General features: G+C 65.8%; 16 protein-coding genes. 11 read left to right on the forward strand and 5 right to left on the reverse strand.

The features are described from left to right. Positions 1-455: 455 nt before the first annotated feature. The 4 genes from NRG74_RS18360 to NRG74_RS18375 are packed head-to-tail and all read right to left on the reverse strand — an operon-like array spanning position 456 to position 5,006. Positions 456-1,076: a DUF2268 domain-containing protein gene (locus NRG74_RS18360; RefSeq protein WP_257705003.1), complete on the reverse strand. Its 621-nt coding sequence runs from the start codon at positions 1,074-1,076 to the stop codon at positions 456-458. Positions 1,077-1,132: 56 nt separating this feature from the next. Beyond that, positions 1,133-2,476 carry a c-type cytochrome gene (locus NRG74_RS18365; RefSeq protein ID WP_257705004.1) on the reverse strand — a complete coding sequence of 448 codons (1,344 nt, stop codon included), beginning with the start codon at positions 2,474-2,476 and terminating at the stop codon, positions 1,133-1,135. A gap of 11 nt (positions 2,477-2,487) precedes the next feature. Continuing rightward, complete coding sequence (locus tag NRG74_RS18370; RefSeq protein ID WP_257705005.1) at positions 2,488-4,275, reverse strand: GMC family oxidoreductase; 1,788 nt, start codon at positions 4,273-4,275, stop codon at positions 2,488-2,490. Beyond that, a complete protein-coding gene (locus NRG74_RS18375) occupies positions 4,275-5,006 on the reverse strand; it encodes a gluconate 2-dehydrogenase subunit 3 family protein (protein WP_257705006.1) in 732 nt (243 codons plus the stop codon). Before NRG74_RS18375 ends, NRG74_RS18370 begins: the two co-directional genes overlap by 1 nt. 574 nt (positions 5,007-5,580) lie before the next feature. Here NRG74_RS18375 and gabP point away from each other — a divergent pair. Then, entirely contained in the window at positions 5,581-6,969 is a 1,389-nt protein-coding gene (gene gabP / locus NRG74_RS18380) for a GABA permease (RefSeq protein ID WP_017639328.1), read from the forward strand. Between the two features lie 355 nt (positions 6,970-7,324). Further along, a complete protein-coding gene (locus NRG74_RS18385; protein WP_017639329.1) occupies positions 7,325-7,534 on the forward strand; it encodes a DUF1127 domain-containing protein in 210 nt (69 codons plus the stop codon). Positions 7,535-7,658: 124 nt separating this feature from the next. Here NRG74_RS18385 and NRG74_RS18390 read toward each other — a convergent pair whose 3' ends face one another. Then, positions 7,659-7,886, reverse strand: a complete 228-nt coding sequence (locus tag NRG74_RS18390; RefSeq protein WP_143075250.1) for a hypothetical protein — start codon at positions 7,884-7,886, stop codon at positions 7,659-7,661. Positions 7,887-8,194: 308 nt separating this feature from the next. On the opposite strand from NRG74_RS18390, the gene NRG74_RS18395 reads away from it, so the two are divergent. The 9 genes from NRG74_RS18395 (at position 8,195) to NRG74_RS18435 (ending at position 20,664) form a co-directional block, all read left to right on the forward strand. After that, the gene (locus tag NRG74_RS18395) at positions 8,195-9,298 is read left to right on the forward strand and encodes an efflux RND transporter periplasmic adaptor subunit (RefSeq protein ID WP_257705007.1); all 1,104 of its coding nucleotides are present in this window, start codon (positions 8,195-8,197) and stop codon (positions 9,296-9,298) included. Then, the gene (locus NRG74_RS18400) at positions 9,295-10,365 is read left to right on the forward strand and encodes an efflux RND transporter periplasmic adaptor subunit (RefSeq protein ID WP_257705008.1); all 1,071 of its coding nucleotides are present in this window, start codon (positions 9,295-9,297) and stop codon (positions 10,363-10,365) included. Before NRG74_RS18395 ends, NRG74_RS18400 begins: the two co-directional genes overlap by 4 nt. Then, positions 10,362-13,412: an efflux RND transporter permease subunit gene (locus NRG74_RS18405; RefSeq protein WP_064307759.1), complete on the forward strand. Its 3,051-nt coding sequence runs from the start codon at positions 10,362-10,364 to the stop codon at positions 13,410-13,412. The genes NRG74_RS18400 and NRG74_RS18405 overlap by 4 nt, the downstream gene beginning before the upstream one ends. A 232-nt stretch (positions 13,413-13,644) precedes the next feature. Beyond that, complete coding sequence (locus NRG74_RS18410) at positions 13,645-14,586, forward strand: LysR family transcriptional regulator (RefSeq protein ID WP_026083654.1); 942 nt, start codon at positions 13,645-13,647, stop codon at positions 14,584-14,586. A 119-nt stretch (positions 14,587-14,705) separates the two neighbouring features. Continuing rightward, positions 14,706-14,876 (forward strand): hypothetical protein, encoded by a 171-nt coding sequence (locus NRG74_RS18415; RefSeq protein WP_017639335.1) that lies wholly within the window; start codon positions 14,706-14,708, stop codon positions 14,874-14,876. A gap of 120 nt (positions 14,877-14,996) precedes the next feature. After that, the gene (locus NRG74_RS18420) at positions 14,997-16,808 is read left to right on the forward strand and encodes an aminopeptidase P family protein (RefSeq protein WP_257705009.1); all 1,812 of its coding nucleotides are present in this window, start codon (positions 14,997-14,999) and stop codon (positions 16,806-16,808) included. Then, positions 16,805-17,845 carry a threonine aldolase family protein gene (locus tag NRG74_RS18425; RefSeq protein WP_257705010.1) on the forward strand — a complete coding sequence of 347 codons (1,041 nt, stop codon included), beginning with the start codon at positions 16,805-16,807 and terminating at the stop codon, positions 17,843-17,845. The genes NRG74_RS18420 and NRG74_RS18425 overlap by 4 nt, the downstream gene beginning before the upstream one ends. Before the next feature lie 256 nt (positions 17,846-18,101). Further along, on the forward strand, positions 18,102-19,139 hold the full coding sequence (locus tag NRG74_RS18430) for a LacI family DNA-binding transcriptional regulator (RefSeq protein WP_017639338.1): 1,038 nt from the start codon (positions 18,102-18,104) through the stop codon (positions 19,137-19,139). Positions 19,140-19,305: 166 nt separating this feature from the next. After that, positions 19,306-20,664: an MFS transporter gene (locus NRG74_RS18435; protein ID WP_017639339.1), complete on the forward strand. Its 1,359-nt coding sequence runs from the start codon at positions 19,306-19,308 to the stop codon at positions 20,662-20,664. Positions 20,665-20,684: the final 20 nt, after the last annotated feature.

Below are 20,684 nucleotides of genomic sequence, written 5' to 3' on the forward strand. Positions count from 1 at the left end.
CAACCTCGTACCCATAACGGCCGACGGCTGAATCTCTGGCTGGAGGAAGGCAGCGTGTGGGCGAGACGCCCAGGCATGCAGGTAAGTACTTGGGAAGGCAGGCAACCGGCCGGGCACGAGATTCAGAGGCCAGGGCGGCAGATCCTGAGCAATCGAGGGATCGATTCGATCCGGATGACGCTTATTTCGCGCTGCTACAACGAGCGGAAAGGCGTCCAGCGATTGGGGTCAGCTTGGTACTAACCCGATCAAGCTAGCAGGATCGATGCCAGCCGCGCAAGCCCGCTGGTCGGCGATGGGCTTGATGGTCTTCAGGTCTGTACGAAAGGTCGCTGGGCGAAATCAGATGGCGTAACGACCACTAAGAGTGGAGACCCCGCAGGGGTGCGCGCCTGGGTCGAATGGCTGGACGAGGTGTTCGCCGCCGTCGCGCCGGCTTGGCTAAGGCGGTGAGATCATTCCGCGAGAAAGGCTGTAGCCGGGTACTGTCCGCAGGCAGCGGCCGTCAGGCCATGACGTTGCAGATAACGATCGACTCGCCAGCGACCCAGCGCATAGCCGAGATGGCGGGGCAGGTCGCCACTGCCGAAGAACCAGCGGGCATGGTCGTATGGTTGGTGCAGTTCGGCACTCAGGTCGTCCCAGTATCTGGCCATTTCCTGGGGGGCGGCCTGGGCATAGAAGGGCAGCTGGCCGGTCAATTCACCTTCGAACTGGCAGGCGAGGCCTTCACTGACCAAGACCTCGCCCAGTGTGGACCCGTAACCCGGACCGGCATGCCGCAGGCAGTGGTGCAATTCGTGGCCGAGCAGGGCGGTGAAGCGATCAGGGAAGGCTTGCTGCAGGTGCGGGCTGTCGGGGTCCAGGGTCAGAAAGACTCGCTCGGCGTCCGGGCTGTAGCCATTCAGACCCAACTCCGGGATCACCCAGGCGCCCACCTGCACCACCACGTCTACCCGTTGTTCGGGCAGGTGCGCAGCGATACGGGTCAGGGCATCGGTGAAGGTCTCCTGCAGGATGGCGCGCCAGGGGTCCAGGCGACCGCTGGCGTTGAGCAGGTGTAGTACGCAGGTCATCCAGGCATCTCCGGGGGCAGCCTGTCTTTATAGACGAGGTCGCGCCCCTTCGTTCGCTACTTGCCCGCTTCGCGCAGCTCTGGCTGACCGTGACCAAAGGCCTGGCCCAGGTCATCGCCCGAGGTGGTGCGGGTGTCATCGGTGCGCCACTTGGCGACATCGGCGGCGCTGACCGGGGCGGCGTCGTTGCCCCAGCTGGCGCGGATGAAGCTGACCACGTCGGCCACCTGGGCGTCGTTCAGCCGCCAGCCGAAGGGCGGCATGACGATCATCGAGGGCGCCGTGTGCAGGCCGGGAAGGGTGCCGCCCTTGAGCACGATGTTGATCAGCGAACTGGCGTCGGCCGTGCGCAGCACCGGATTACCGGCCAGTGCCGGGAACACCCGGTCGTAGCCCTGGCCATCGGTGCGGTGGCAGGCGGCGCAGTTGTCCACATAGACCTGGGCCCCGCGGGCGCTGTCGTCACCCTTCCAGAGCGCTGCGGCGGCACGGCCATCGGGCTGGAAGGGCGCATCGTGCGGATCCTTGGGCGGCAAGGCCTTGAGATAGCGGGCGATGGCACGCAGGTCGGCGTCGCTCAGGTATTGCAGACTGTGCTGCACCACCTCGGTCATGCCACCGAACACGGCGCTGTCGGCGGAGCGACCGGTCTTGAGGAACTGCACCAGCTGGTCTTCGCTCCAGTTGCCCAGGCCATCGCGATGATCGCCCCGCAGATTCTTGGCGATCCAGCCTTCCAGGGGTGCGCTGCCGGCCAGGAAGTCCTTGCCATCGGCAGGCGAGAGGGCCTTTTCCTGCATGGTGAAGGCGCGTGGTGTGTGGCAGGCGCCACAGTGGCCGAGGCCTTCCACCAGATAGGCGCCGCGCGCCACCACCGGGTCCTGGTCCGGCGCGGGCTGGAATTGCACAACCTCGGGAGCGAACAACTGGCGCCAGATCGCCAGGGGCCAGCGCATGGACAGCGGCCAGGGGATGTCGCTGTCACGATTGACCTGGGTGACCGGGGTGACCCCGTGCATGAAGTAGGCATAGAGGGCGCGCATGTCCGCCTCGGTGACCCGGGCATAGGCGGGGTAGGGCATGGCCGGGTAGAGGGTATGGCCCTCCTTGGCGATGCCCTGGCGGATGGCGGCGTCGAAGTCGGCGAAGCGGTAGTCGCCGATGCCGGTCTGCCGATCCGGGGTGATGTTGGTCGAGTAGAGGGTACCGATGGGCGTCTGCATGGGCAGGCCGCCGGCGAAGGGCTGGCCGCCCGGCGCCGTGTGGCAGGCCACGCAGTCGCCGGCGCGGGCCAGGTATTCGCCTTGCTTGACCAGCGCCGGATCGGCGTCTTCGGCGGCCTGGGCCGTCATGGCCAGGCCGGCGCCCAGCAGCAGGGTCGCGAGGGTACGGAAGATCATGGGCGCGCCTCTCATGCCTGCACCAGGGGGCCGGGGTTCTTCAGGTACTGCTCGCGGATGGCCCGCGCCGACCAATAGGTCAGGGCCGCCACCAGGCCGGTGGGGTTGTAGCCCAGGCCCTGGGGAAAGGCCGAGGCGCCCGGCACGAAGACGTTGTGCACGTCCCAGCTCTGCAGGTAGCGATTGACCGCGCTGGTCTTGGGGTCGGTACCCATGATGGCGCCACCGTTGAGGTGGGTGGTCTGGTAGCTGGCGGTGTTGAAGTGCCCGCCGAACTCCTTGACCGAGACGCTGATGTGCTCGGGATTCATGGCCTCGGCAATCTTCTTCATCTTGTCGGCCATGAAGCGGGTCATGCGGATGTCGTTGTCCTTCCAGTCGAAGGTCATGCGCAGCAGCGGCTGGCCATAGGCGTCCCGGTAGGTGGGGTCCAGATCCAGGTAGTTGTCACGATAGGACTGGTGCGCGCCATGGGCGTCCATCGACAGCTGGTGGTTGTAGTAGCCGGCCTGGGCCTTTTTCCAGGCACTGCCCCACTGCGGGGTGCCGGGTGGATTGGCCGCCCCGGCGATGGGCCGGGTGCCGGCCTGGTTGACCCACATGGGCGAGCCGCCGACGAAGCCGTGGGGGCCATGGTCGAAGTTGTCGGCGTTGAAGTCGTCCACTGCCACGCCGTTGCCACCGGCGCCGATGAAGGGATTGGTGTGGTGCTGATCCTGGCGGAAGAAGGCCTTGATGGTGGCCATGTTCTGATAGGCGAAGTTGCGCCCGACCACGCCCTCGCCGGTCTTGGGATCATAGGGCTGACCGATGCCCGACAGCAGCATGAGGCGCACGTTGTTGAACTGGAAGGCGGCGAGGATGACGATGTCGGCCGGCTGTTCCAGCTCCTGGCCCTGGGCGTCCAGGTAGGTCACCCCGGTGGCCTTCTTGCCGGTGCTGTCCAGGTTCACCCGCAGCACATGGGCCTGGCTGCGCAGCTCGAAGCGCGGCTCCTGCTTGAGCGCCGGCAGGATATTGAGATTCGGCGAGGCCTTGGAATACATGTAGCAGACGTAGCCGCTGCAGTAGCCGCAGAAGTTGCAGGGGCCCATCTGGCACCCATAGGGATTGGTGTAGGGGCCCGAGGTGTTGGCCGACGGCAGGTTGTAGGGGTGATAGCCCACCTCGCGCGCGGCCTTCTCGAACAGCTGTGCCGAGACGGTGTTCTTTTGCGCCGGCAGCGGGAAGTCGCTGGAGCGATCCGGGGCATAGGGGTTGCCACCCTTGCCATCGCCCACCACCTGGCCCTTGACGCTCCAGGCGGTGCCCGAGGTGCCGAACACCTTTTCGGCGAAGTCGAAGTAGGGCTCCAGCTCGGCGTAGCTGACGCCGAAGTCCTGGATGGTCATGCCGTCGGGGATGAATTTCTTGCCGTAGCGTTCTTCATAGTGGCTGCGCAGGCGCAGCTCCACCGGATCGACCCGGAAGTGCACGCCCGACCAGTGCAGGCCCGCGCCACCCACGCCATCGCCGGGCAGGAAGACGCCCAGCTGGCGGTTGGGCAGGGCGACGTCGTTGACGCTGTGGCGGATGGTGACGGTTTCCTTGGACACATCGACGAACAGCTTCTTGCGGATGCTGTAGGTGAGTTCGTCGATCACCTGGGGATAGGAGCCGTCGGGATAGGTGTCACGGTAGCTGCCGCGCTCCAGGGCCACCACGTCCAGGCCGGCCTCGGTCAGTTCCTTGGCCATGATGGCCCCCGTCCAGCCGAAGCCGACGATCACCACGTTCTTGCTGGGCAGTACCTTGGCCATCAACCGCGCTCCCCGCGAATGGAGACCGGGGGCAGCGGATAGCGCTCATCGCGTTCCACCCAGTCCATGAAGTCGGCGCGGGCGCCGGGAAAATTCACCAGTTTCCAGCCGACCAGCTGCTTGTTGCCGCCATGCAGCGGATCGCAATAGAAGCCTTCCTTGGTGTTCTGCAGCAGCTGGGCGAAGAACAGCTTGGCTGGTACGCCCTCGAGCGCGGCGTCACCGCTTTCCAGGGCCTTGAGGGCCACGTCCTGGTCGGCGGGTGCCAGCTCGGCGAAGACCTTGCCGTACTGCTGACGGGTCCAGCGGTCCACTGCAGCGATCCCCAGGCGATAGAGATCCTGGGGTACCAGGCGACTTTGGTAGCCCATCTCCGGTGCGGCATCGATGGCGAAGGGACCCTGCATGTACCAGAGGCCGCCGCGGGCATAGGCGGTCTGCATCTGCCGGTCGATGAATTCCGGCGCCCCGGCTTCCAGCGCGCCCGGGCCGAGTTCGTCCGCCGGAATCAGCCGGGCCACCGCAGCCTGTACGAAGGCCCACTCCTCGGCGGTGAAGAACACTGGCTGGTAGTGGTCGGCGCGCGGACTGCTGCCGGGCTTGTTTTCCGGCGTGGGCGCTGCGAGTGCCAGACCTGAGGTTGCACCGCCCGCCAGGGCGACCACGGGAATCAGGCTCAGGGACTTGCGCAGGAAGTCGCGACGGGCCGGGACGGAATCGTCTGCGGACATGATCAGGGTCTCATCAGGTGCCCGACGTGATCCGCAGGGCTTATGGTTAGCTAGCTAATATGTTGGAATATTACCAACATCTGTCCGCCACGGTTACATTTTGTCGCAGCGGTGCAGAGGCTTGGCAGCCATTCAAGTTCCCTTCACCCGTGTGGCGATGCGCAAAAGCCTCTTTGTTGGCCTTTGAAGTCCTGATTTCGTCAGTCCGAGCAGCTGCGATGGACCTTTACCGTGGAAAGGATGTTTCTTGAGGAGATCGAGGCCTTCGTGCTGCCTCGCCGGGTGGAGGCAGTAGCATCCTCGTCACAGGCGGTTACCTGAGGTTTCACCTTTGTCGGCACCATGATGGTGCAAGTTGCACAAAGTGATACCTAACGAAGCAAGGTGGAAGCGCAGCGGCACACGAAAGAAATCGTTTTGCACATCAAATAGTTAGTGCAATAGCTAGGCAAAGTGCCGCTTTTTCGCGACTTTGCGCGAAGCGTTGCACCCTTTGAGTTCATTTTGTGCCGATTTCAGCGGGGGTGGCGCGCAAGTTGCACTTGGGAGGCTTTCCGTTGTCAGGTAACACCTTATGTCCAACGTAGAATGCAACCTCTCTCCGGCGCTCAAACCGCGCCATGTGACCATGTTGTCCATCGCTGGAGTGATCGGTGCCGGTCTGTTCGTCGGCTCCGGTCATGCCATCGCCGCTGCCGGTCCGGCCGTGCTGCTGGCCTACGCCCTGGCCGGCACCCTGGTGGTGCTGGTCATGCGCATGCTGGGTGAAATGGCGGTCGCCTCGCCCGATACCGGCTCCTTCTCGTCCTATGCCCAACAGGGCATCGGCCGCTGGGCCGGCTTCACCATCGGCTGGCTGTACTGGTGGTTCTGGGTGCTGGTCATTCCGCTGGAGGCCGTGGCTGCCGCCGCCATCCTCAATGCCTGGTTCCCGGCCATCGCCACCTGGCAGTTCGCGCTGATCATCACCGGCATCCTGACCGTGACCAACCTGTTCAGCGTCGCCAAGTACGGCGAGTTCGAATTCTGGTTCGCTCTGCTCAAGGTCATCGCCATCGTCGCCTTCATCGCCCTGGGCGCGGCGGCGCTGGTCGGTGCTCTGCCCGGTCGCGAGGTCAGTGGCCTGAGCAATCTGATGGCCCATACCGGCGGCTTCATGCCCAATGGCTTTGGCGCGGTGCTGGGCGCCCTGCTGACCACCATGTTCAGCTTCATGGGCACCGAGATCGTCACCATCGCCGCGGCTGAATCCAAGGATCCGTCCCGGCAGATCAGCAAGGCCACCAACTCGGTGATCTGGCGGATCGCGCTGTTCTATCTGGTCTCCATCTTCCTGGTGGTGTCCATGGTGCCCTGGAACGATGCCCAGCTGCCGATCGTGGGGTCCTACCAGCGCGCCCTGGAAGTGCTGTCGATTCCCAATGCCAAGCTGATCGTCGACTGTGTGGTCCTGGTCGCCGTGGCCAGCTGCCTGAACTCGGCGCTCTACACCGCGTCGCGCATGCTCTACTCCCTGGCCCGCCGTGGCGATGCCCCGGCCAAGATGGGTCGTGCGTCCAGCGCTGGCGTGCCCCGTACCGCGGTGCTGGCCAGCACCGCCGTGGGTTTCCTGACCACCATCGCCAACTACACCATGCCCGAGGCGGTGTTCAGCTTCCTGCTGTCCACCTCCGGTGCCGTGGCACTGCTGGTCTACCTGGTGATCGCCGTGACCCAGCTGCGCCTGAGACGCAAGCTGATGGCCCGTGGCGAGCGGCTGGAATTCCGTATGTGGCTGTTCCCCTGGCTGACCTGGGCGGTGATCGTCTTCATTGTTGGCGCCCTGACCGTGATGCTGTTCAGCGACGCCCACCGCTTCGAGATCCTGGCGACCGGTCTGCTGGCACTGGTGGTCGTGGCCATCGGTACCTGGGTGGGTCGGCGTCAGCCTGCCGCCCCGAGCCTGGCCGCTGCCGCGCGTTGACGGTGAGAGGCTTCCGGCGCCCACTGGGCGTCGGAAGCGCTCCTTTCTGGAGCATGACGGCGTTTCCAGGCTGGACAGTGGGTGCGGTAACAGGTAGAACAGCAGTCCTGTTTCGTTGGCCTCGGGCCAACTGTATAGCTCGAATTTCCGCGATGTTCCTTCTGGTAACCAATTTTTGCACTGCAATGGTGCAAAGCGTTACAGAATGACCCAAATTGCAGCAGTACAGTTGCAATTGTGTGCTGAGTGATCCGCGAACCTTTCCTTGTACTGTTACTGGTGGTAGCACTCGCCTGGCGAGACAATGGCGCCATTCGATGACCAGTACCCGTCACAAGCGGGAAGGAAAGCCACCATGGAACGCACCTTCAGTTCCTCGCTGTACAACGCCAAGCCCAGCAACCGTGTGCCCGTTGCCCTGCGCGTTATCTCCACCCTGTCCACCTGGCAGCGTCGCATCGCCAGCCGTAACGAACTGGCTCGCCTGGACACCCGTATGCTGGCTGACGCCGGTATCACCGAGGCCCAGCGCTACCAGGAAATGCACAAGCCGTTCTGGCGCTAAGCCCGGCTGCTGCACAGTTTCCACAGACCCCGCTTCGGCGGGGTTTGTTTTGTCTGCGTCTCGAACGTCAGGCAGCAAAAAGCCCCGGCATGCCGGGGCTTTTGTTACCGCCAGAAAGCTGGGCTTACTGCATGTTGTTCTGGTTGCGCGCGTCAACCTTGTTGGGCTTCTCGCTCTTGAAGGGGACTTCGGCACCACCATCAGCACCGCCCTTGACGGTGGTCTTGCCCGGTACGGCTTCGGTAGCCGAACCATTGACGGCCGTGGCGCTCTTGGAGGTTTCGGCCGCGAAGACACCCGTGGCCATCGACAGCATCACAGCAGCGGTAGAGGTGATCAGCAGCTTTTTCATGAGTTCGGCCTCGTCGAAGTAAACCTGGGAATCTGGTTGGGCCCGTTCCAGTGGAGAGACGGGCATCAGCTGCGAACGGGCAGGTCCACAGCGCTCGTTGTAGTTGACTGCGCCCTGGAATGCCGGGTTCCAGGGCATTTGTGAACATTTGTGGGCAAGTTGCCGCTCTGGTACCGACCATTTGCGCAGGCGGCCCCGCCGTAGCGCTTCCCAAGCAGCGCCCAGCGCCGGACAATTCGTCGGACGAACCCCCCGCGCCGCCTGTGGTCAGTTCGCAGATCGTGCCTCTTCCACCGATAAGGATAATCATGAGGGCTCTCCGCCTTGCTCACCTCTGCCAGGTAACGGTCGCTCTGGCCCTGGTAATGCTGTTGCCGGGCTGTTCCCAGGAGCGACCGCCCACCGAGGAACCGGCGCGGGTGGTGGTGACGCAGCTGAGCCCGATAAAGGATGCCCAGCGCATTCCCTTCACCGGTGATATCCAGGCGCGGGTGCAGGCACCGCTCGGCTTCCGTGTGAGCGGCAAGATCAGCGAGCGGCTGGCGGACGTCGGGGATCGGGTACGCGAGGGCCAGATCCTCGCGCGGCTGGATCCCCAGGATCTGCGCAACAACCTGGCCGCCGCCCAGGCCCAGGTGGAGGCCCAGGAAGCCCGCGCCCGGCTGGCGCGGGTCGATTTCGAGCGCCAGGCCGCGCTCTTGCCCAAGGGCTATACCAGTCGCAGCCAGTACGATCAGGCCCAGGCCACCCTCGATGGCGCCCGCAGTGCGCTGCAAACCGCCGTGGCCCAGCGCGACGATGCGCGCAAGCAGCTGGGCTATACCGAGTTGCGCGCCAGCGCCGCTGGGGTGCTGACCGCCCGCCATGCCGAAGCCGGTCAGGTGGTGCAGGCCGGCGCGGCGATCTTCGACCTGGCGGTGAGCGGCGAACTCGATGCCGTCTTCGATCTCTACGAATCCCTGGCCCGCGAACTCCAGGTCGGCCAGCGGCTGCCCGTCGCCCTGCAGGCGCAACCGGCGATCGCGACCCAGGGCACCCTGCGCGAGATCGCCCCGACGGTGGCGAGCAGCGGCACGGTACGCATCAAGGTACAGCTGGACCGGCCACCCGCCGCCATGACCCTTGGCGCGGTGGTGAATGCGCAGCTGGAGGGCGTGGCCGATCAGGGCTTCGCCCTGCCCTGGACGGCGCTGAACGGCACCACCGATCAGCCCGCCGCCTGGCGCCTGAACGAAGACGGCCGGGTCAGCCTGCAGCCGCTGCGCATCGAGCGCTACACCCGCGACAGCATCATCGTCAGCGACGGCCTCAAGGCCGGCGACCGCATCGTGGTCGCCGGCGGCCAGGCCCTGAGTCCCGGCCAGAAGGTCGAGGTCGCCGAGCGCTCCGCCTTCAACGAGGTGCGCCCATGAAGCCCCTCCTGCCGCTCTGCCTGCTGCTGGTTCTCGCCGGCTGTTCCGACGACGAGGCGCCACCGCCGCCGATCCGGCCGGTAGCGACCCTGACCCTCAGCGCGCCGCAGCCCCAGCGTGAGGTGTTCGCCGGCAGCATCCAGGCGCGCTACGAGAGCGTGCTGGGCTTTCGCGTCGGTGGCCGCATGACCCGCCGCCTGCTGGACGTGGGTCAGCCGGTCCGCCGCGGCCAGTTGCTGGCCGCGCTGGACCCCACCGATCAGGACAATGCCCTGCGCAGTCGTCAGGGCCAGAGCGCCGATGCCGACGCCCAGTGGCGCGATGCCCGCAACGATGCCCGGCGTCAGCAGCAGCTGTTCGACCAGGGCGTCGGCTCGCGCTCCCAGCTGGACCAGGTGCTGACCCGCCTGCATACCCTGGAGGCTGCCCGCGAACAGGCCCAGAGCGCCGAGCGGCAAGCCCGCGATCAGCGCAACTATGCCGAGCTCTACAGCGATTTCGACGGCGTGATCACCGCCTGGGAGGCCGAGGTCGGCCAGGTGGTGTCCGCCGGTCAGCCGGTGGTGCGGGTCGCCCGCCCGGACATCCGCGAGGCGGTGCTGGACCTGCCGGCCCAGGCCATCGGTCAGTTGACCCCAGGTCGTGTCCTGACCGTGCGCATGGCGCTGGATCCGAGCGTGGCGGTGCAGGGCCAGGTGCGCGAGATCGAGCCCCAGGCCGATGCCACCACCCGTACCCGGCGGGTGCGCCTGACCCTGGACGAGCCACCGGCCGCATTGCGCATCGGCAGTCTGGTGCAGGGCGAACTGGCGTCGCCACCAGCCGCGGGCCTGTCTCTGCCAATCCAGGCGCTGCGGCGCCAGAACGGCCAGACTTCGGTCTGGGTGGTGGCGGGCCAGGGCGAGCAGGCGCAGGTGCGCCAGCGGCCGGTCGAGGTGCTGCGCGAGGCGGACGGCCTGGCATGGATCGGCAACGGTCTGAGCGCCGGTGAGCGGGTGGTGATAGCCGGGGTCAACAGTCTCGAGGAGGGACAGCGGGTGAAGGATCAGGAGGGCGCGCGGCCATGAAAGGCTTCAACCTGTCGGACTGGGCGCTGCGCCACCAATCCTTCGTCTGGTACCTGATGTTCGTCGCCCTGCTGATGGGCGTCTTCTCCTACATGAAGCTGGGCCGCGAGGAAGACCCGTCCTTCGCCATCAAGACCATGGTCATCCAGACCCGCTGGCCGGGGGCGACCACCGAGGAGACCCTGCGCCAGGTCACCGAGCGGGTGGAAAAGAAGCTCGAAGAACTGGATTCGCTGGACTACACCAAGAGCTTTACCCGGCCGGGCCAGTCCACGGTGTTCGTCTATCTGCGTGACACCACGCCGGCCAAGGCGATTCCCGACATCTGGTACCAGGTGCGCAAGAAGGTCTCCGACATCCAGGGCGACTTCCCCCAGGGCATCCAGGGACCGGCCTTCAACGACGAGTTCGGCGACGTCTTCGGCAGCATCTATGCCTTCACCGGCGACGGCTTCAGCATGCGCCAGCTGCGCGACCAGGTGGAGCAGGTGCGCCGCGAGATCCGCAGCGTGCCGGGCATCGGCAAGGTGCAACTGATCGGTGCGGAGAACGAGGTCATCTACCTGGACTTCTCCACCCGCAAGCTGGCCGCCCTGGGGCTGGATCAGCGCCAGGTGATGCAGAGTCTGCAGCAGCAGAACGCGGTGACGCCCTCGGGGACCATCGAATCCGGCGCCGAGCGCATCAGCGTGCGTACCAGTGGCGAATTCCGCTCCACCGCCGATCTGGCCGCGGTCAATCTGCGCATCGACGATCGTTTCTATCGCCTCACCGATCTGGCCGACATCCGCAGCGGGTATGCCGATCCGCCCAGTTCGCTGTTCCGCTACAAGGGCCAGCCGGCCATTGGCCTGGCCATCGCCATGAGCAGCGGTGGCAACATCCAGACCTTTGGCGCGGCCCTGACCGAAAAGATGCAGGAACTGACTGGCGCCTTGCCGGTGGGCATCGGCGTGCACGTGGTCTCCAACCAGGCGCAGGTGGTGGAAAAGGCCGTCGGCGGCTTTACCCGGGCGCTGTTCGAGGCGGTCATCATCGTGCTGGTGGTGAGCTTCATCAGCCTTGGCGTGCGCGCCGGCCTGGTGGTGGCGTTGTCGATCCCCCTGACCCTGGCGCTGGTGTTCGTCTTCATGGAATACAGCGGCATCACCATGCAGCGGATTTCCCTCGGCGCCCTGATCATCGCCCTGGGCCTCTTGGTGGACGACGCCATGATCACCGTGGAGATGATGGTGACCAAGCGGGAGGAGGGCGAGTCGCTGCACCGCTCGGCGACCTTCGCCTACGAATCCACCGCCTTTCCCATGCTCACCGGCACCCTGGTGACCGTGGCCGGTTTCGTGCCCATCGGCCTCAACTCCAGCAGCGCCGGCCAGTACACCTTCACCCTGTTCGCGGTGATCGCCGTGGCGCTGCTCTTGTCCTGGATCGTCGCGGTGTTCTTTTCGCCGGTGATCGGCGTGCACATCCTGCCGAAGAAGGTGAAGCAGAAGGATCATGACCAGCCCGGTCGCCTGGCGCGCTGGTCCGACGGCCTGCTGCTGGGCGCCATGCGCCATCGCTGGCTGACCATCATCCTCACGGTGCTGCTGTTCGCCGCGGCGCTGTTCGCCATGAAGTTCGTGCAGAACCAGTTCTTCCCGTCTTCGGATCGGCCCGAGCTGCTGATCGACTTCAACCTGCCGCAGAACGCCTCCCTCGATGCCACCCGCGCGCAGATGGACAGGTTCGAAAAGACCCTGGCCGACGATCCGGACGTGGCCCACTGGAGTTCCTATGTCGGCCAGGGCGCGGTGCGCTTCTACCTGCCGCTGGACCAGCAGCTGGAGAATCCCTTCTATGGCCAGGTGATCCTGGTGGCCAAGGATCTGGAAGCCCGCAATCGGCTGCTGCCCAAGCTCAAACAGCGCCTGCGCCAGGACTTCGTCGGGCTGTCCGGCTACGTTCAGCCCCTGGAAATGGGCCCGCCGGTGGGGCGGCCGATTCAGTACCGCATCAGCGGCCCGGACGTCGCCGAGGTGCGTCGCCAGGCCCTGGCCCTGGCCAGCGTGCTGGGCAAGAGTCCGCAGCTGGGCGACTTCCTCTACGACTGGAACGAGCCGGCGCGGATGCTCAAGGTCGAGGTCAACCAGGACAAGGCGCGGCAGCTGGGTTTCTCTTCCCAGGACGTGGCGCAGATCCTCAATGGCGTGGTGACCGGCACCCCGGTGACCCAGGTGCGCGACGACATCTACCTGGTCAACGTGGTGGCCCGCGCCAGCGAGGCCGAGCGGCGCTCGGTGGAGACCCTGGAGAATCTGCAGATCATGACGCCCCAGGGCGTCGCGGTGCCGCTCAAGGCCTTCGCCCGTATCGACTACGCCCTGGAGCAGCCGCTGGTGTGGCGCCGCGACCGCCTGCCCACCATCACCCTCAAGGCGTCCATTCTCAGCGAGATCCAGGCACCGGACCTGGTCAAGCAGCTGCAGCCGGAGGTGGATGCCTTCATCGCCAAGCTGCCGCCGCGCTATCAGGTGGCGGTGGGCGGCACGGTGGAGGAGAGTAGCAAGGCCCAGGGCCCCATCGCCGAGGTGGTGCCGCTGATGCTGTTTCTCATGGCTACCTTCCTGATGATCCAGCTGCACAGCATCCGCAAGCTGTTCCTGGTGGCGAGCGTGGCGCCCCTGGGCTTGATCGGGGTGGTGCTGGGGCTGATCCCCTTCGGCCAGCCGCTGGGCTTCGTCGCCATCCTCGGGGTACTGGCGCTGATCGGCATCATCATCCGCAACTCGGTGATCCTGGTGACCCAGATCGACGCCTTCGAGCGTGACGGTCGCTCGCCCTGGGACGCCGTGGTGGAAGCCACCCGCCACCGTCGCCGACCGATCCTGCTGACCGCCGCCGCGGCCAGCCTGGGCATGATTCCCATCGCCCGCGAGGTGTTCTGGGGACCCATGGCCTACGCCATGATCGGCGGGATCGTCGCGGCGACGCTGCTGACCCTGCTGTTCCTGCCGGCGCTCTATATCGCCAGCTACCGCATTCGCGAGCCGGAGCGGAAGGGCTGAGGCAGCGGGCCTGGCCCAAAAGCCGGGCAAAAAAAACGGCCTTCCGACCGAGGTCTCCAGAGGAGACGTCTGCCGGAAGGCCGCAAGGAGCTATCCAAGGAGCCACTGCCGGAGGGAAGGATTCGCGCGGTCAAAATGTCGAATCCACAGCAGCTCACCGCACCACTATCGGGCGTGTGACTTTTTCAATAAAGTGACAGCTTGACGAAACTCCATTGCGAAAAAGGCAATAATGGATATTTTCCAAGGCATGCGCATCTTCGTCCGGGTGGTGGATCTGGGCAGTCTCACGGCTGCCGCCCACACCCTCGCCCTGTCCACCGCCCAGGTGTCGCGCCTGCTGGCGGAACTGGAAAGCCACCTGCAGACCCGTCTGTTGCACCGCACTACCCGGCGGCTCGCACTGACCGAGGCGGGCGAGCGCTATCTCGAACGCTGCCGGCGCATCCTGCAGGATGTCGGCGAGGCCGAAGCCGAAGCCAGCGGTGCCCATCTCAAGCCCCATGGCCATCTGCGCCTGCATTCCATGACCGGCCTGGGCACCCAGCTGCTGGCACCACTGGTGTCGCGCTTCTGCGCCCGCTATCCCCACGTCGAGATCGTCATGACGCTCTCGCAGAACCATCCGGCACTGCTGGAGGATGGGCATGACATCGCCATCACCCTGGACACCGAGCTGGCCGATTCGGATTTCGTCGCCCAGCGTCTCGGTGGCGTCTATAGCGTGGTCTGCGCGGCGCCCAGCTACCTGGCGCAGCGTCCGGCGCCCAAGGTACCGGCCGATCTCGCCGAGCACGACTGCCTGCGACTGCTGGATCCCAACTTCTCCGAGCGTTGGGTCTTCGCTGGTCCCGAAGGCGAGCTGCAGGTGGCGCCGCGCTACGTCTTCCAGGTCAACGTCGCCGAGGCCCTGGCCAGCGTGGCGCGGCAGGGCATGGGCATCTGTCTGCTGCCCAGCTACATCGCGGTCAACTACCTGCGCGATGGCAGTCTGGTACGGCTACTGCCCAACTTCCGCCTACGCGAGCGCACCATCCATGCGCTCTATCCCTCGCGGCGCTTTCTCGACGCCAAGATCAAGACCTGGATCGACTTCCTCAAGGAAGAACTTCCCGAGCGCCTGCAGGTAGAAAATCTAGTGTTGGAAGACCAACGCTACTGGGCCAAGGACTAAGCCATGGCTTGTTGCAGGTTTTGTAATAGTGAATTAGTTAGCATACTATTTATTAGGCTGCATTCATTACCTAGAATGGTCCCGTACCCCGATGAACACGACCTTTTTAGGAGTTCGCCATGAAACGTTCTCTGTCCGCTCTGTTGCTGACCCTTGCCACCCTGACTGCCGCCCAATTCGCTGCTGCCGACGACAATCCCAGCCTGAGATACAAGCTGGTCGATCAGAATCATGCCGCCATGCAGCACTACGGGGATCAGGCTGCTCCCGCCGCCAACCTGCGTCGCTGAGCCACTCAGTTTTCGAAAGACCACCCCTCTTTGCTCCTTTGGTCTTTCTCCGCCGCACCCTTTGGGTGCGGCTTTTTTATATCTGCGGCACACTGAGCTTCTGACCTTGTCGAGGTGCTCATGACCGCCACCCCCGCTCAACGACTCGCCCACCTGCGCGCCTTCCTGGCCGAGCAGGGCGCCGATGCCTGCCTGATCCCCAGCGCCGATCCCCACCTGTCCGAGTACCTGCCCGAACACTGGCAGGGGCGGGCCTGGCTATCTGGTTTCACCGGCTCCGCTGGGCTGCTGCTGGTGACCCGCCAGGCCGCCGGCGTCTGGACCGACAGTCGCTACTGGGAGCAGGCCACCCAGGAGCTGGCGGGCAGCGGCATCGACCTGATGAAGCAGGTCGCCAGCCAGCCCCAGGCCCACCTGCAGTGGCTGGCCGACCAGGTGCCCGAAGGTGGCACGGTGCTGGTGGACGGCCAGGTGCTGTCCCTGGGCTCCGCCGCCGCTCTGCGCCGGGCGCTGGAGCCCAAGGGCATCCAGTTGCGTACCGACCTCGATCCCCTGGCGGCGATCTGGAGCGATCGCCCCGCGTTACCGGCCGCGCCGCTCTATGCCCATGCCGAGCCCCATGCGCCCCAGCCGCGCAGCGCCAAGCTCGCCCAGGTGCGCCAGGCGCTGGCGAAGGCAAAGGCCGACTGGCATTTCATCTCCTCGCTGGACGACATCGCCTGGCTGCTCAACCTGCGTGGCGCCGACGTGCCCTACAACCCGGTGTTCCTCGCCCACCTGCTGCTGGGCAGGGACAGCTGCCAGCTGTTCATCGATCCGGCCAAGGTGCCGGCGGAGATCCGCGCGGCCCTGGCAGCGGATGGCGTGGCGCTGGCCGACTACGCCCAGGCCGCCACCGAGCTGGGCCTGCTGCCAGCGGACAGCACCCTGCTAGTGGACCCGGCGCGGGTCACCCTGGGCCTCGCCGAGGCCGCACCGACGAGCGTCAAGCGCCTGGAGCAGATCAATCCCTCGACCCTGCTCAAGGCCTGCAAGACCGCTGAGGAAGTGGCCCAGGTACGCACCGCCATGGAGGAGGACGGTGCGGCCCTGTGCGTCTTCTTCGCCCGTTTCGAGGCCGCCCTGGCCCGCGGCGAGCGCCTCACCGAGCTGACCGTGGACGACTGGCTGAGCGAAGCCCGCGCTGCCCGGCCCCACTTCGTCTCCCTGAGCTTCGCCACCATCGCCGGTTTCAATGCCGGTGGCGCCTTGCCGCATTACCGGGCGACCGAAGAAGCCCATGCCGAACTCCAGGGGGACGGCCTGCTGCTGATCGACAGCGGCGGCCAGTACCTGGGCGGCACCACCGACATCACCCGGGTGGTGCCCATCGGCACCCCCAGCGCCGCCCAGAAGCGCGACTTCACCCTGGTGCTCAAGGGCATGCTGGCGCTGTCGCGGGCGCGCTTTCCGGCCGGGGTCGCCGCGCCCATGCTCGACGCCCTGGCGCGCGAGCCGATCTGGGCTGCCGGCATCGATTACGGTCATGGCACCGGCCATGGCGTGGGCTACTTCCTCAATGTGCACGAGGGGCCGCAATCGATTTCCTTCTATGCCACGGTCACCCCGCACCATGTCCTGCGCGAGGGCATGATCACCTCCAACGAACCGGGCATCTATCGTCCCGGCCAGTGGGGCGTGCGGCTGGAGAACCTGCTCCTGTGCACCCGCGCCGAGACCACCGAATTCGGCGACTTCCTGGCCTTCGAGACCCTGACCCTCTGTCCGCTGGATACCCGCTGCCTGGATCTCGCCTTGTTGCGCGCCGACGAGCTGGACTGGCTGGATGGCTATCACGCCGAGGTCCGCCGCCGCGTGCTGCCGCTAGTGGAAGGCGCCGCCCGTGACTGGCTGCTGGCCCGTACCGAACCCGTCGCGAGGACTGCCGCATGAGCAGCAACGCCCAGCAATTCGCCAGTGACAACTATTCCGGCATCTGCCCGGAGGCCTGGGCGGCCATGGCGGCGGCCAACGTCGGTCACGAGACCGCCTATGGCAACGACACCTGGACGGCGCGCGCCGCCGATCGCTTCCGCCAGCTGTTCGAGACCGATTGCGAGGTGTTCTTCGCCTTCAACGGCACCGCGGCCAACTCCCTGGCCCTGGCGGCGCTGTGCCAGAGCTACCACAGCGTGATCTGCTCCGACACCGCCCACGTCGAGACCGACGAATGCGGGGCGCCGGAATTCTTTTCCAACGGCTCCAAGCTGCTGCTGGCGCCGGCCCACCAGGGCAAGCTGACCCCGGGTGCCATCCAGCAGATCGCCACCAAGCGCGCCGACATCCACTTTCCCAAGCCGCGCGCGGTGACCGTCACCCAGGCCACCGAGGTGGGCACCCTCTATGGCCTCAACGAACTGCAGGCCATCAGCGCCACCTGCCGCGACCTCGGCCTGCACCTGCACATGGACGGCTCGCGCTTTTCCAACGCCGTGGCCGGCCTGGGCTGCACCCCGGCCGAGGTGACCTGGAAGGCTGGCGTCGACGTGCTCTGCTTTGGCGGCACCAAGAGCGGCATGGCGGTGGGGGAGGCCATCCTCTTCTTCAACCGCGAGCTGGCCGAGGACTTCGAGTACCGCTGCAAGCAGGCCGGCCAGTTGGCCTCGAAGATGAGATTCCTCTCCGCGCCCTGGCTGGGCGTGCTGGAAAACGACACCTGGCTGCGCCACGCCCGCCACGCCAACGCCATGGCCCAGTTGCTGGCCGAGCGGGTGCGCGGGGTGCCCGGGGTGGACTTCATGTTCCCGGTGGAAGCCAACTCGGTGTTCCTGCAGCTGTCCGAGCCGGCGCTGGAATTCCTGCGCGGTCGTGGCTGGCGCTTCTACACCTTCATCGGCAGCGGGGGTGCGCGTTTCATGTGCTCCTGGGACACCGAAGAGGCTCGCGTGCTGGAGCTGGCCGCGGATATTCGCCTGGCGATGGGGGGTTAGGTTGTACCGCCATGGCGAGGCGGCCGCTGCTAACGCGTACTCGATTCTGTAGGAGCGGCCCATAGCCGCGATCAAACCTGGCATAGGGTGTATCGCGGCCATGGGCCGCTCCTACGGGATTCGCTGCTTTCTCATCCATCGGTACCCATTCCCATACGGAAAACGCTGCGTGGTTTTCCACGCTACGGTGTTCACCAGGGACGCCGCCCGCCCCAACCGTTACCATGGCCGATCTCTTTCCCGTCTCCAGCGATCCATGGCCAAGAAGTCCAGCAAAGCCCTCACTGCCGCGGTCAATCCTGGCGCCCCCACGCTCATCGACGTGGCCCGGGTCGCCGGGGTGTCGCCGATCACCGTCTCGCGGGCGCTGAATCGACCGGAGATCGTCAGCGAGGCGGCGCGGGAGAAGGTGCTGGCAGCCGTGCGGGTCACCGGCTACGTACCCAATCTGCTGGCCGGTGGCCTGGCCTCCAATCGCAGTCGCCTGGTGGCGCTGTTCGTGCCGACCATCGTCCACTCCATCTTCGCCGAGACCGTTCAGGCGTTGATGGCGCGGTTGTCCCAGGCGGGCTACCAGACCCTGCTGGGCCTGACCGGCTACAGCGCCGAACAGGAGGAGCAACTCTTGGCCGCGGTGCTGGGGCGCAAACCCGATGGCATCGTGCTCACCGGTACCCTGCACACCGCGGCCAGTCGCCAGCGCCTGGCCCAGGCCGGCATCCCGGTGGTGGAGTCCTGGGACCTGGGCGAAGACCCGCTGGACATGCAGGTGGGCTTCTCCCATGAAGCGGTTGGCCGGGCCCAGGCCGAGCACCTGCACGCCCGCGGTTATCGGCGCTTCGCCGTGGTCTCGGTGGACGACCCCCGCGCCTTGCGCCGCTGCCGCAGTCTGGTCGCCCGGCTGGCCGAGTTGGGCTTGGCGGAACCGCCGCTGGAAATCCTGCCGGCGCCAGCCCTGGTGGAATCCGGGCGGGCGGGGTTGCGCCAGTTGCTGGCCCGCGACGAGGGCTTCGACGTGGTGGTCTGCAGCTCCGACACCGTCGCCCAGGGGGTGATGGCGGAAGCCGCGAGTCGCGGGCTGCGCCTGCCCGAGGATCTGGCGGTGCTGGGCTTCGGCAATCTCTCGAGCGCCGCCCAGATGCACCCGGCACTGTCGTCGGTGAGCGTCGAAGGCGATCGCATGGGCACCCTGGCAGCAGAGGCGCTGCTGCAACGGTTCAACCAGGGCGAGCGGGCCCGGGACGCGGTGCGCATCGACACCGGCTTCCACATCATCGACCGTGCCACGACCTGACCACCGGCGTCGAAGTCGTTAGACGTCATACTTGTATGGTTGCGCAATCATGGCTTAGTCTTGGACAAACGCCGGGGCTGAGTCAGGTTGTCGCATCAAGGTATGATTGCGCAATCATCCAGCAGTCCGCGCCTTCAATAAAAACAATCACGCAAGAGGGATCCCCATGGATGCCACAAGACCCACCCGGGTGCGTTACCTGATCCTGTTGATGCTGTTCGTGGTGACCACCATCAACTATGCCGATCGCGCCACCATCGCCATCGCCGGCTCCAGCCTGCAGAAAGACCTCGGCATCAGCGCCGTCACCCTCGGCTATATCTTCTCCGCCTTCGGCTGGGCCTATGTGGCCGGGCAGATTCCCGGCGGCTGGCTGCTGGATCGCTTCGGTTCGAAGAAGGTCTATGCCGGCAGCATCTTCTTCTGGTCGTTGTTCACCCTGCTGCAGGGCCTGGTCGGCGGCCTGCCGGTGGCCTGGGCGGTGACCACCCTGTTCATGCTGAGATTCCTGGTCGGCCTGGCCGAGGCGCCGTCCTTTCCGGGCAATGCACGCATCGTCGCCGCCTGGTTCCCTACCGCCGAACGCGGCACCGCCTCGGCGATCTTCAACTCGGCGCAGTATTTCGCCACTGCGCTGTTCGCGCCGATCATGGGCGGCATCGTCTTCCACTTCGGCTGGGAGCACGTCTTCGTCATCATGGGCGCCCTGGGCATCCTCTTCTCCGGGGTCTGGCTGAAGTACATCCACAACCCCAAGGAGCATCCGCGCATCAATGCCGCGGAGCTGGCGCACATCCGCGACAACGGCGGCCTGGTGGACATGGACAACGGCGCCCGCCAGCAGGGCGGCGGTCCCAAGTGGCACTACATCACCCAACTGCTGACCAACCGCATGATGCTGGGCGTCTACCTCGGCCAGTACTGCATCAATGCCATCACCTATTTCTTCCTGACCTGGTTCCCGGTGTACCTGGTGCAGGAGCGCGGCATGACCATCCTCAAGGCCGGCTTCATCGCCTCGCTGCCGGCGATCTGCGGCTTCATCGGCGGGGTGCTCGGCGGGGTGATCTCCGACTACCTGCTGCGCCGCGGTCACTCCCTGACCTTCGCTCGCAAGCTGCCCATCGTCTGCGGCCTGCTGCTCTCCACCAGCATGATCTTCTGCAACTACGTCGATGCCGACTGGATGGTGGTGGGCTTCATGACCCTGGCCTTCTTCGGCAAGGGCATCGGTGCCCTGGGTTGGGCGGTGGTGGCCGACACCTCGCCCAAGCAGATCGCCGGGCTGTCCGGCGGCCTGTTCAACACCTTCGGCAACCTGGCCTCCATCACCACCCCCATCGTCATCGGCTACATCATCGCCGCCACCGGTTCCTTCAAGTGGGCGCTGGTCTACGTCGGCGCCAATGCCCTGGTGGCGGTGTTCAGCTACCTGTTCATCGTCGGTCGCATCCAGCGCGTCGAGCTGCGTACCGCCGACGGCGAGATCCTGGGCGCGACCCAGCCTGACCCGGTCCGGGCCTGAGCCCCGGCGGAGGATAAGAA

Origin of the sequence: Pseudomonas oryzihabitans, from assembly GCF_024652905.1 — a bacterium.
GTDB classification, from domain to species: domain Bacteria; phylum Pseudomonadota; class Gammaproteobacteria; order Pseudomonadales; family Pseudomonadaceae; genus Chryseomonas; species Chryseomonas benzopyrenica.

Excerpts from the sequence above, each read along its gene's own strand:
- NRG74_RS18360 (WP_257705003.1), bottom strand. The coding sequence starts at position 1,076 with ATGACCTGCGTACTACACCTGCTCAACGCCAGCGGTCGCCTGGACCCC.
- NRG74_RS18390 (WP_143075250.1), bottom strand. The coding sequence starts at position 7,886 with ATGAAAAAGCTGCTGATCACCTCTACCGCTGCTGTGATGCTGTCGATG.
- NRG74_RS18370 (WP_257705005.1), bottom strand. The coding sequence starts at position 4,275 with ATGGCCAAGGTACTGCCCAGCAAGAACGTGGTGATCGTCGGCTTCGGC.
- NRG74_RS18385 (WP_017639329.1), top strand. The coding sequence starts at position 7,325 with ATGGAACGCACCTTCAGTTCCTCGCTGTACAACGCCAAGCCCAGCAAC.
- NRG74_RS18375 (WP_257705006.1), bottom strand. The coding sequence starts at position 5,006 with ATGTCCGCAGACGATTCCGTCCCGGCCCGTCGCGACTTCCTGCGCAAG.
- NRG74_RS18365 (WP_257705004.1), bottom strand. The coding sequence starts at position 2,476 with ATGATCTTCCGTACCCTCGCGACCCTGCTGCTGGGCGCCGGCCTGGCC.
- NRG74_RS18395 (WP_257705007.1), top strand. The coding sequence starts at position 8,195 with ATGAGGGCTCTCCGCCTTGCTCACCTCTGCCAGGTAACGGTCGCTCTG.
- NRG74_RS18410 (WP_026083654.1), top strand. The coding sequence starts at position 13,645 with ATGGATATTTTCCAAGGCATGCGCATCTTCGTCCGGGTGGTGGATCTG.
- gabP (WP_017639328.1), top strand. The coding sequence starts at position 5,581 with ATGTCCAACGTAGAATGCAACCTCTCTCCGGCGCTCAAACCGCGCCAT.
- NRG74_RS18425 (WP_257705010.1), top strand. The coding sequence starts at position 16,805 with ATGAGCAGCAACGCCCAGCAATTCGCCAGTGACAACTATTCCGGCATC.
- NRG74_RS18430 (WP_017639338.1), top strand. The coding sequence starts at position 18,102 with ATGGCCAAGAAGTCCAGCAAAGCCCTCACTGCCGCGGTCAATCCTGGC.
- NRG74_RS18400 (WP_257705008.1), top strand. The coding sequence starts at position 9,295 with ATGAAGCCCCTCCTGCCGCTCTGCCTGCTGCTGGTTCTCGCCGGCTGT.
- NRG74_RS18420 (WP_257705009.1), top strand. The coding sequence starts at position 14,997 with ATGACCGCCACCCCCGCTCAACGACTCGCCCACCTGCGCGCCTTCCTG.
- NRG74_RS18415 (WP_017639335.1), top strand. The coding sequence starts at position 14,706 with ATGAAACGTTCTCTGTCCGCTCTGTTGCTGACCCTTGCCACCCTGACT.
- NRG74_RS18435 (WP_017639339.1), top strand. The coding sequence starts at position 19,306 with ATGGATGCCACAAGACCCACCCGGGTGCGTTACCTGATCCTGTTGATG.
- NRG74_RS18405 (WP_064307759.1), top strand. The coding sequence starts at position 10,362 with ATGAAAGGCTTCAACCTGTCGGACTGGGCGCTGCGCCACCAATCCTTC.